This window comes from Dehalococcoidia bacterium (assembly GCA_028711995.1).
Classification (GTDB): domain Bacteria; phylum Chloroflexota; class Dehalococcoidia; order SZUA-161; family SpSt-899; genus JAQTRE01.
The window spans coordinates 1-10,140 of the sequence record JAQTRE010000104.1 but is presented as its reverse complement, the minus strand read 5'-3'; the positions used below and the strand labels follow the sequence as shown (position 1 = coordinate 10,140).

The window sequence follows — 10,140 nt, the reverse complement described above, 5'->3', positions numbered from 1 at the left end:
TTTTGAGTTCATTGCGCTCCTCGTCCGTCAATCTGACCTTGTATTTCAATAGGGGCATAGCAACCTCCTTTCTGAAGATTACTATACCGCTATTTTAGCGTCAATACAAGCATGACATGACACTAGCATTAGCCGGATTTACCACCATGCCGGCCAAAGTCATCAGGCCTCCCATTATCGATGGGTCAACCATAGCTTACGAGTGCAGGATTCAGGGCCAAATGGAGTGCGGCGACCATACGCTTTACAACGGAGAGGTCGTTGCCATTCACGGGGACCCTCAAAAGGCAAGCCACCTCTTCACCATCCACTACTCCAAAATGGTAGCCATTGATTCCCGCGGGAAGATTGACGTCGGCATCGACTATAAGTGAGGGGCAAGGTTCCAGATTCGGTCCCGTCAATTATCGGGCCAGTGTAGTGCTTTAATAATGGCTTTACGATAATCATCTGCCCATCGACAAGCTCAGCAGCAACGAATCAGAGATAAGTGTTAAGGGATCGCTGAGACGCTATCTGCATGCCCTGAAAGAAGATATCCCCTGAAGAACCTTGCCGGGGAGAGAAATCGAGGCCGGACTAGAAGCTGATCTCCATTGCCCGGGGCGGGCAGGAAAGCACACAGATGCCGCAAGCAATGCACTTTGCATCTTTGAAGTTCACTTTTCTTGTTGCGGGGTCCAAGGTCAAAGCATTTGTGGGACAAAGCACAGTACAGGCGCCACAATGGGTGCACTTCTTCTCATTACGGATAACGTCTTTGCTCAGTGGCTGGACTCCCACCCCCGTCTCCGCCAGGTACTTCATTGCCTTGTCATAGTCGGCTTTTGTGCCGCTCAACACCACCACCAGCAAGCCTTCCTCATTCGGTTTCACGGAGGCTTTTAGAATGTTGAAGTCAATATTGAACTCCCTCGCCAAGCGACACATGATTGCCTGATCCACAAGGGAGCGGGGGAAATGAAGCACCACTCTTCTCGATACGGCCACTTTATCCTCTTCTGTTCTCGCACTCGCCATGAAAGTGCTGATTAAACCCTAACCGACAGATGAATACAGAATTCCAAATACTAAACTGCAGAAATATTCCACATGCCTACTGGTCAAAAGACTTCAGGAATACATCCGGCACCTGGGTAATCTGCCCATGCAACCATTCATGCAAGCACTCCACAGAACAGAAGCTGTAGTGATCGACCGATTCCTTTCCTTTCCAGTGAGAAGCCATAACCCACCCACCGAGCTCCTCACAAGGCGGTCTTCCTTCTACATGCTCTGTCTCTTTACCACAGGAATAACAGCTAAAGGTTTTTTCCTGCATGACGGATACCCACTGTTGTCCGGCTGCAACCACAGATAACCTAAATTGAAACAACCTTCTTTACTTCGGGAACCTGCTCTTTAAGTATTTTCTCGATTCCGTTTTTCAACGTCATCGCCGCCATCGGGCAGCCTCCGCAAGCGCCCATAAGCCGCACACTCACCACACCATCCGTTACATCAATGAGTTCGACATTCCCACCATCTGCTTGTAATGCCGGTCGTATTTTGTTCAGGGCAGCTTCAACTTTTTCTTTCAAAATCTTCCTCCGTCTCGGTTACTCTATCGGTCTTTCATTGAGGGCATTGGACTCGATTCCCGCTTCCACACCCGGCAGCGGAGCCACCGGTTCAGTCAACAGAAACTCCCCCTTCTTGATCCACTCTTTCAAAATATTGGCGATCTCCACCGCCTTGGAATAGCTGGAGAGAGGAGCCGTGGGCACCTCTTTGCCCCCTATTGAGATCTTCCCGCTCTTGAGCTGAGCATAACTCACCTCTCCCAGAATATCCGGTTTGCGCTGGGGGTAAGCCTCAGAGTAATCCACAATGGGCGCAAATATTTCCCCGTCCCTGACTGCCGCATACCGAACCGTCTCCTCTGAGAGTATCGGTATGGGAATCCCTATACCTGTGGTCATACTGGTCCCATAGCCGAGAAGGCTCACCCCTCTCAGCCATTCCGCTTTCATCTGCTTGAGATCGCCGATTACCGCCAGTGTTCCCGAACCCCTCCTTGGCACGCCATTATCTCCCCGCAACACACCAGGATTATGTTGCGTGCCATGCCATGCCACATAACCGACCCCACCCCCAAGAAATATTCTTGTCCCGACGCCAATTGTCTTGTAATGCGGATCCTTCAGCAGAGGGGATAATTGGCCTGCGCTGCAGTAGTTCGCGTTACCCAGGTTCGGCTTCAGCACCCCCATATAAGTATGAATCGTTTTCTCGGAGAGATTCACCCCAACATTGTAATTCTGATAAGCATTGCGAACGTTGAAAAGTGTAGCCTGATTGATGCTCTTGAGATTGATCCAAGTCTCGATCTTCTTTCTGGGGTAACAATCCGTTCCATAAGTAGTGGCTGCAAACTTCACATCTTTCCCGGCAACCAGCTCTTCGATTACATGCCCGCCGCCATAGTTAAAGTGGCCGGGATAGATCTTATTCCGCGGATCATCATCAGGCATGGCGGTTGCACCCAGAAAGACATCCACGGCCGCAAGTCCGGTATAAAGAGGAACATCGTTCAGGTATGCCTTACCGCCACCGATCTTCATCCGTGGCGCTGTATGCCCCAAGTTCAAAAAAGCCCCCGACGAGCACATCGGAGCAAAAGTGCCGGTGGTAACCACATCGATCTCTTTGGCCGCTTTTTTCACGCCCTTCTCTTCGACGATATCGATGAGTTCTTCGGCAGTCACTACCACAGCCTGACCGCTGCTAATCCTCTGATTGATCTCAGCAATTGTCTTGGACACGTCACATTTTCCTTTGGGAGGTTGGCATAAAAGCCGCTGCGCATTCCCTTGCTGCTGCCCTCTCTTGATTTCAGTATATCCCTGAAGAAATCGGTTGTAAAGCTCGGAGTGTAAACTTATGATCGTGATTCACCAGACGGCATATCGAGCTGTTTCGTACTCCCTCGCCAGAGAATAACGGCAAACCCTACCAACAGGGCATTACGCAGTGCCAGCACATAGACGGGCTCAGTCTTGATGGCAATCAAGTCCAGGTAGTGATCAGGATAGATATACTGAGTCAGCACGCCGATACTAATGAAGGCAGCCCAGAGAAGAAACCGGCTTCTCAGAACAATCACCGGAATCAGAGGATAAAGCCAGATGATATATTGAGGTGAAAACACTTTGTTGGCCAGCATGAAAGCCACGATAGCCAGAGTAGCATAGAGAACCACTTGGGTATTTGGGTCGTGCGTGCGGCGTGCTGAACGAAGTTCCCTGACATAAAGGAGGTATACCGACGCCATGGCCAGAAGCATGATCCCCGGAGTCAGATTCACTAGCGCATCGGTAACCGAATTACGGATCTCCCAGGCGCCGTAGTCAAACAGCCGTACCGGCGAATCCAGACCCCAAATATCTCCCAGGAGAAACACCGAGGAATAGGTGCTCTCAATCTGAATTCCCCTTTCTGCGTGATAGGAAAACGAATCGTAGAATCCCGATGGACTGAGAATCAGGCACGGTATTGAGATCAAGACGATCGTTCCTGCGAAAGTAAGACCGCCTTGAACCAGACGCCGGAAATCCCTCTGGCTGAGTAGATAGAGAAGAAGAACGGGCACAACGACGATGGGGTAAATCTTGGTCATCGTGCCCAGTCCCAGACCAATCCAGCCTGCTGTGTTCCACCCGCGCGAGAAAGCATACAGGCTGAAGAGCACCATCACCGCCGCCACAAGATCAAACTGATAGGCAATGATTGAGCCGATTGCCAGCAGAAACATCGTGTAGGCCAACAACGCTTTCCAGGGAGCAGCGCCCAAGCGTCGCGCCAGCAATGAGATCAGCACAAGGCCGATCAGATCAAACAGAAGCATCTCTGCTGCAAACGCCACGTGATATTCAGAGGGGGTATCTGCAACCAGCCTCGGCAGCAGGAAAAGAGGCAGCGATAAGGGAGCGTATTCGATACTAAAATCGCGGTACGGAAGTTGGCCGTCGAAAACGTTTGAGGCATAGAACAGATAAAGGGGGCTGCTATCAGGCTCGGCATGCCCGGGGAAAGCCCCCTCGTACAGCACCATGAAAACAAAGGCATGAATCAAGCCGAAAACGCAGATCAACCAAAGTCGATTCATTGGTTATTCCATTCAGTGATACAATTTGCCGATCTTCTCAGAAGATTGTGCTTGCCGGAATCAGAGCGGAAATAGTATAGCACAGACAGCCGACAAATACATGGGCTATGAGACCTCACCAGAGGACCGTTACCTGACAGGAAAAACCTTTGTTGTATGAGGAGCTTATTGACGAACGGTCAACCGATTCGGGAATCTATCCACACCCACTCGATCCAGAGTGTCGCCAAAGCGTTCTCCAGGCTTGGCATGATCCTCATAATACCGGATTAACCGATCTGCCACTTCCACTGCCTTTTCGATTGGAAACACCCCTTCGATCCTTTGCCCGATCCGGTATTGCTTGCCAAACTTCCCCCCGATGAAGACGGCAACCCCTTGTTCGATGGATGATATCGCTCCCTCGGGGCAAACCATGGCACACTTGCCACAATTAAAACACTGGCTTCGAATAATGGTGATGGCTCCTTCTTTCTCTCTGATGGCTTTGCCTGGGCACACTTCAACGCACGACCCGCACAGAGAGCAACTATCGCTGATATGAGGGACACATTGCCCGATGAAATCGAGATCATTGGTCCTTCCCATAACGCAATTGTTGGGGCAGCCTGCGATCCGCATCTTAAACTTGGCGGAGAGCTTTTTCCCGAAAAATTTCTGATCCAGTTCCCGACAAAGCTGCTGAGTATCGAATAAGCCGTTCTTGCAGGTGGTTCCCTTGCAGGCAACGATTGCCCGGACGGTCGAGCCAGTACCGCTGACCGGCAGGTTCACCTTTGCCAACCGGGTGGAGATCGCTTTAACGTCCTCCGCCTTGATCCAGGGAATCTCCACTCCCACCCGGGAAGTGAGCTGTACCACTCCACGGCCATATTCTTCGGCCACTTTCATCAGCTCGGCCATTTGTTCACAAGAGAGAAGTCCTGCCAGCACTCTGGTGCGGAGGGTTAAATAATTGCTATCTCGTTGTTCGATGCATCCAGGCTGCTTGATCTTCGGTGTAGTCATGGGTGCTCTCTCTTGCCCTACTGGAGCCAGCGAGCTGCCTCTTTGGCATGATAGCTGATGATGATATCCGCACCGGCCCGCTTGATAGCAGTGAGAATCTCCAGAACGATCCGCCGCTCATCGATCCAGCCGCGTTGAGCTGCCGCTTTCACCATCGAATACTCCCCGCTGACGTTATAGGCGGCCAAGGGATAGTGGAAGGCCATTCTGGCTTCGCGAATGACGTCGAGATACGCTAGTGCGGGTTTCACCATCACCATGTCAGCCCCTTCGATTATATCCTGTTCAATCTCTCTCAGCGCCTCCCTGATATTGGCAGGGTCCATCTGATAGCCTCGTCGATCCCCGAACTCAGGCGTCGATTGGGCAGCTTCCCGGAACGGACCATAGAAAGCAGAAGCATATTTGGCAGCATAGGAAAGGATTGGGATATGACTGAAGTTCGAATCGTCCAGCGCTTTGCGGATAGCTCCGATTCGCCCATCCATCATGTCCGACGGAGCCACCACATCGGCTCCGGCCTCGGCATGGGAGACTGCCATCCGTGCCAGCAATTGCAGAGTCTCGTCGTTATCCACCTCCCCATCGGAAACCACACCGCAATGTCCGTGACTGGTATACTCACAGAGGCAAACATCGGTCATGACCAGAAGATTAGGAACGGCCTTCTTGATTGACTTGATGGCCCCTTGAACCACCCCATTCGGGGCAAAGGCTGAAGTGCCAACCTCATCCTTAGCCTGCGGAATGCCAAATAGAATCACTGCCGAAATACCCAGTCCGGCAATCTCCTCGATTTCCGCTGCCAGCTTGTCCTCCGATAGCCGAAAGATGCCCGGCATGGATTCGATCTCCTCCTTCTTGCCCTTACCGCAGGTGACGAAAAGCGGATAGACCAGATCGGCGATGTCCACCTGTGTTTCCCGAACCAATCGCCGCACAGCCTCGGTCCGGCGAAGTCGACGCAGCCTCCGTTGAGGGAAATCAGCCATCAGAAAGCCTCCTCGATCGCGGCCACCAGACCGGGAATCGTCGATTCTTGGGCAAGGATATCCACCTTCAGCCCTGCTTTTTCCGCAGTTGCCGCTGTCACCGGCCCGATGCACGCGATCCGGGCCTTTTGAGCCATCTGCCAATCATCTCCGAGCTCATCCTTTAGGTTGATCACGGTAGAAGAACTGGTGAAAGTGATGATATCAATCTTCCCATCCCGAAGCATTTTTCTCACCCCGTCAGAAACAGCCTTGCCCGGCGGTTTCGTCAGGTATGCAACGACCTCTGTAGGATTTGCACCCAGATTGGCAAGTCCATCGAAGAGGTCCTTCGGAGCGATATCGGCACGGGGTAACAGAATGCGGCATCCCTGGATTCCCTTTTCCTTGAATCCAGATAAGACGCCCTCAGTGGTGTACGTCTGAGGTATGAAATCAGGAACTATGCCGCGGCCCTTCAGCGCTTGAGCAGTAGCCGGGCCAATGGCGGCGACTCCGCTTCGAGCGAACTGGCGCGCATCTAACCCTAGAGCTCCGAGACGTTTCCAGAATGCCTCCACTCCGTTGGCGCTCGTGAAAATCACCCACTCGTAATTGGCGAGGTTCAGGATCGACTGATCCAGCTCTGAAGGGTCGAGGACATCGACGATTTCAATCACCGGCAACTCAACAGGCTCAGCGCCGCGCTCTCTCAGCAGCTGACTCAATGCGCTCGCCTGAATCCGGGATCGGGTGACCAGAATGCGCTTTCCGAACAAGGGCCGGTTTTCAAACCACTCCAGCCTCTCCCGAAGGCCGACAACCTCTCCGACGACGATCACCACCGGCGGTTCAAATTCGGCCGTCTTGGCTCTCTGGACAATATCGGCAAGGGTTCCCGTCAGCGTCTGCTGCTCCGGCGTTGATCCCTGCCGGATCAACGCCACCGGCGTCTCGGGGTTTCTGCCATGTTCGATGAGCTTCTGAACGATCCTACCCAGATTCCCCATTCCCATCAGGAAGACCAGCGTATCAACTCCAGTGGCCAGGTTTTTCCAGTTGATGCTCGATATCTCTTTTCGAGGATCTTCATGTCCGGTGATGACGGCAAACGATGAGGAAACCTGACGATGAGTCACCGGTATGCCGGCATAAGCCGGGGCCGCAATCGCTGAGGATATGCCGGGAACGATCTCAAACGGAATATGATTGGCTACAAGCTCCTCTGCCTCCTCCCCACCCCGCCCCAGCACGAACGGATCGCCGCCCTTGAGCCGAACCACCGTCTTCCCTTCAGATGCCTTTTCAACCAGCAACCGATTGATCTCGTCCTGCTCTCTGGCATGAAGTTTAGCCGATTTGCCCACGTAGATCAGTTCGGCACCGGGAGGAACGATCTCCAGTAGTCTATCATCGATCAATCGATCATAGACCACGACCTGGGCCTGTTTGAGGCATTTCATTCCCTTGACTGTGATCAGCCCCGGATCGCCCGGACCAGCCCCGACGATATAAACCTTGCCGTTCATCTTATCCCCATCTAAACAAAAAGTCTGTGGCAAAAGCTTGATCAACCCCCTTTCCCCAATCTTGGGGGAAAAGAAGGGAACACTGGGGACACCCCTAAAACCCCGGCAGAGAAGTGTCTCTGCACTCTCCTCAAACCCGTTCGCCCTGAGCAATGTCGAAGGGGTAAGGGAGAGAAGATGACTGAGCACTGATTCCTACTGCCTCAGCACAGCGCCCACTTCCCGCTCCAGCCGGGCCAGTATCTTGTGTTGGATCTTGTCCACTTCATCATCGGCGAGGGTTTTCTCCATCGATTGATATCGCACGGCAAAGGCCAGCGACTTTTTCCCCACCGGCACCTGCCCACCCCGGAACACATCGAACAGCATCACGTCAGCAATCTGGGGAAAACTCTTCAAAATATCCCGAACCTTCTGGGCTGGCAAAGCATCATCGACAATCAGCGCCAAGTCTCGATCGTTGCTGGGATACCTCGGAATCGATTGGAAGACGCGGGTCTTTTCCACCATCGGAAGAAGCTTTTCAGTTTCGATCTCAAAAAGGCAAACCGGCTCCAGAGAGATATCGAAATCGCCAGCCACATCGGGATGAAGCTCGCCGATAACCCCAATCCGCTCTCCGTTCACCTTCACACAAGCCGTCTTGCCCGGCAGAAGCAGGACATCCTCGGCATTTTCATAGGTGGCCTCAATCCCCAGATGCCGGAACATCGTCTCCAGAATACCTTTGGCAAAGAAAAAGTCCATAGCGCCTTTTTCGGCCAGCCATGATTTCCCGGTTTTGCCCCCTCCCACGATTCCGGCCAGCATTTCCTTTTCGATGGGCAGATCGCCCTGGCGCGGCAGATAGATTTTACCGATCTCGAACAGCATCACGCCCTTATCGGCCTGGCGCTGGTTGGCAACAAAGTTGGTCAAAAGTCCACCTCTAAGGCTCAGGCGCAACAATTCCTGATCGCGACTCATCGGGTTGGCCAGTTTCATCGGCACGCCGAACTCTCCCTGATAGCGAAGCTTCTTCAGCATATCCTCGCCGGTCAGCGAGTAATTGATGACTTCCTGCATTCCGCAGCCCGTCAGAATGTCCTGAATCTTCATCCGAAGGCCGCGTAATGGTGAGGGATTGTGATACGGGACTGCCCCGCTCAGCATCGTGGTAGGAATTTCGCTGTATCCAATGATTCGAGCCACTTCCTCGATCAGGTCATCCGGCAATTTGATATCCGTCCGCCAGTACGGAATGGAAACCGATAACTCCGAAGCGCCTTCTGCCTGACATTCGAATCCCAGCGATTCCAGCGTCTTGCGAATGCGATCCATGCCAAAATCGATTCCCAACACCTGCTTGGCCCGCTCGCCAGTGAGTGTGACGGACTTGGCAGGAGTAAATCCGGGATAAGCATCGACAATTCCTTGAGTGGCTTTGCCTCCGGCGTAGTCAACCATCAGCTGGATGGCCCGCCGAATCGCCGGCATGGGCAATCCCTGACTAAGCCCCTTATCGAATCGAAGGGAGGCCTCGCTGATCAACCCCAGCCCGCGCGAGGTGCGCCTGATACTGACATTATTGAAATTAGCCGATTCCAGCAGGATAGTGGTAGTCACCTCGGTCACTTCGCTATCCGCTCCGCCCATCACCCCCGCCAGAGCCACCGGGTGAGTCTGATCCGCAATCACCAGCATTTCCGGAGTAAGCTGCCGCTCCTGCCCATCGAGAGTGGTCATTTTCTCGCCAGCACCGGCACGGCGGACGATGATCTTCTGCCCGCCGATTCCATAATAATCAAACGCGTGCAACGGCTGGCCGTATTCGAACATGACGAAGTTAGTTATGTCAACTATATTGTTGATCGGGCGCATCCCAGCAGCCAGCAATCGCTCCTGCATCCATCGAGGAGACGGCCCGATTTTGACATCCTTGATAATTCCGGCGCAATATCGGGGACAGAGGTCCGGGTTCAGGATTTCGATAGAGATCAAGTCTTTTGTGGCAGTTTCGTCTTCAAGATATTGAACCTGAGGCAACCTCATTTTAGCTCCGGTGAATGACGCCACCTCGCGCGCGATGCCGATCAGGTTCAGGCAATCGGGACGGTTGGGTGTGACGGTGACATCGAGAATGGTATCGCCCATGTAATCAGCCAGCGGCTGACCTATGGGTGCATCCTGAGCCAGCACTAAAATCCCTTCATGGCTATCGGAAATTCCGAGTTCCTTCTCGGAGCAGACCATCCCTTCCGATTGCACGCCGCGGATTTTGGCAGGTTTAAGTTCCATATATTTCCCAGAGTGGCCGTCGAAGAGCTTGGCTCCCACTCTGGCAAAGGCGATCTTCTGCCCGACGGCGATATTAGGCGCGCCACAGACCACGGTGATTGGCTCTTGCCCCAAAGTGACCGTAGCCAGACGCAACTTATCCGCATTAGGATGTGGCCCAATCCCGATGATCTCCCCCACGAACACATTCTGCCAGTTAGCGCCGATA

General features: G+C 53.1%; 9 protein-coding genes. 1 reads left to right on the top strand and 8 read right to left on the bottom strand.

All coding sequences use genetic code 11. From position 1 onward, the window contains the following. Positions 1 to 116 precede the first annotated feature (116 nt). A complete protein-coding gene (locus PHV74_12130) occupies positions 117 to 374 on the top strand; it encodes a flavin reductase (protein ID MDD5095104.1) in 258 nt (85 codons plus the stop codon). A 205-nt stretch (positions 375 to 579) separates the two neighbouring features. On the opposite strand, the gene PHV74_12125 is transcribed toward PHV74_12130, so the two are convergent. The 8 genes from PHV74_12125 to pheT all read right to left on the bottom strand — a co-directional run. Continuing rightward, complete coding sequence (locus PHV74_12125) at positions 580 to 990, bottom strand: NIL domain-containing protein (protein ID MDD5095103.1); 411 nt, start codon at positions 988 to 990, stop codon at positions 580 to 582. A gap of 371 nt (positions 991 to 1,361) precedes the next feature. Beyond that, a complete protein-coding gene (locus tag PHV74_12120) occupies positions 1,362 to 1,580 on the bottom strand; it encodes a NifU family protein (GenBank protein MDD5095102.1) in 219 nt (72 codons plus the stop codon). Positions 1,581 to 1,598: 18 nt separating this feature from the next. After that, entirely contained in the window at positions 1,599 to 2,804 is a 1,206-nt protein-coding gene (locus tag PHV74_12115) for a homocysteine biosynthesis protein (GenBank protein ID MDD5095101.1), read from the bottom strand. A gap of 116 nt (positions 2,805 to 2,920) precedes the next feature. Next, a complete protein-coding gene (locus tag PHV74_12110) occupies positions 2,921 to 4,147 on the bottom strand; it encodes a glycosyltransferase 87 family protein (GenBank protein ID MDD5095100.1) in 1,227 nt (408 codons plus the stop codon). Between the two features lie 165 nt (positions 4,148 to 4,312). Beyond that, positions 4,313 to 5,155: a 4Fe-4S binding protein gene (locus PHV74_12105; protein MDD5095099.1), complete on the bottom strand. Its 843-nt coding sequence runs from the start codon at positions 5,153 to 5,155 to the stop codon at positions 4,313 to 4,315. A gap of 17 nt (positions 5,156 to 5,172) precedes the next feature. Beyond that, the gene (gene hemB, locus PHV74_12100) at positions 5,173 to 6,147 is read right to left on the bottom strand and encodes a porphobilinogen synthase (protein ID MDD5095098.1); all 975 of its coding nucleotides are present in this window, start codon (positions 6,145 to 6,147) and stop codon (positions 5,173 to 5,175) included. Beyond that, positions 6,147 to 7,655, bottom strand: coding sequence for a uroporphyrinogen-III C-methyltransferase (gene cobA / locus PHV74_12095; GenBank protein ID MDD5095097.1), 1,509 nt, complete (start codon positions 7,653 to 7,655; stop codon positions 6,147 to 6,149). The genes hemB and cobA overlap by 1 nt, the downstream gene beginning before the upstream one ends. A 195-nt stretch (positions 7,656 to 7,850) precedes the next feature. After that, on the bottom strand, positions 7,851 to 10,140 hold a 2,290-nt coding region (gene pheT / locus PHV74_12090), incomplete at its 5' end, for a phenylalanine--tRNA ligase subunit beta (protein ID MDD5095096.1).

What these genes read in the sequence shown, in the direction of transcription:
- PHV74_12130 (MDD5095104.1), top strand. Translation starts at nt 117, where the DNA reads ATGACACTAGCATTAGCCGGATTTACCACCATGCCGGCCAAAGTCATC.
- PHV74_12110 (MDD5095100.1), bottom strand. Translation starts at nt 4,147, where the DNA reads ATGAATCGACTTTGGTTGATCTGCGTTTTCGGCTTGATTCATGCCTTT.
- PHV74_12105 (MDD5095099.1), bottom strand. Translation starts at nt 5,155, where the DNA reads ATGACTACACCGAAGATCAAGCAGCCTGGATGCATCGAACAACGAGAT.
- hemB (MDD5095098.1), bottom strand. Translation starts at nt 6,147, where the DNA reads ATGGCTGATTTCCCTCAACGGAGGCTGCGTCGACTTCGCCGGACCGAG.
- cobA (MDD5095097.1), bottom strand. Translation starts at nt 7,655, where the DNA reads ATGAACGGCAAGGTTTATATCGTCGGGGCTGGTCCGGGCGATCCGGGG.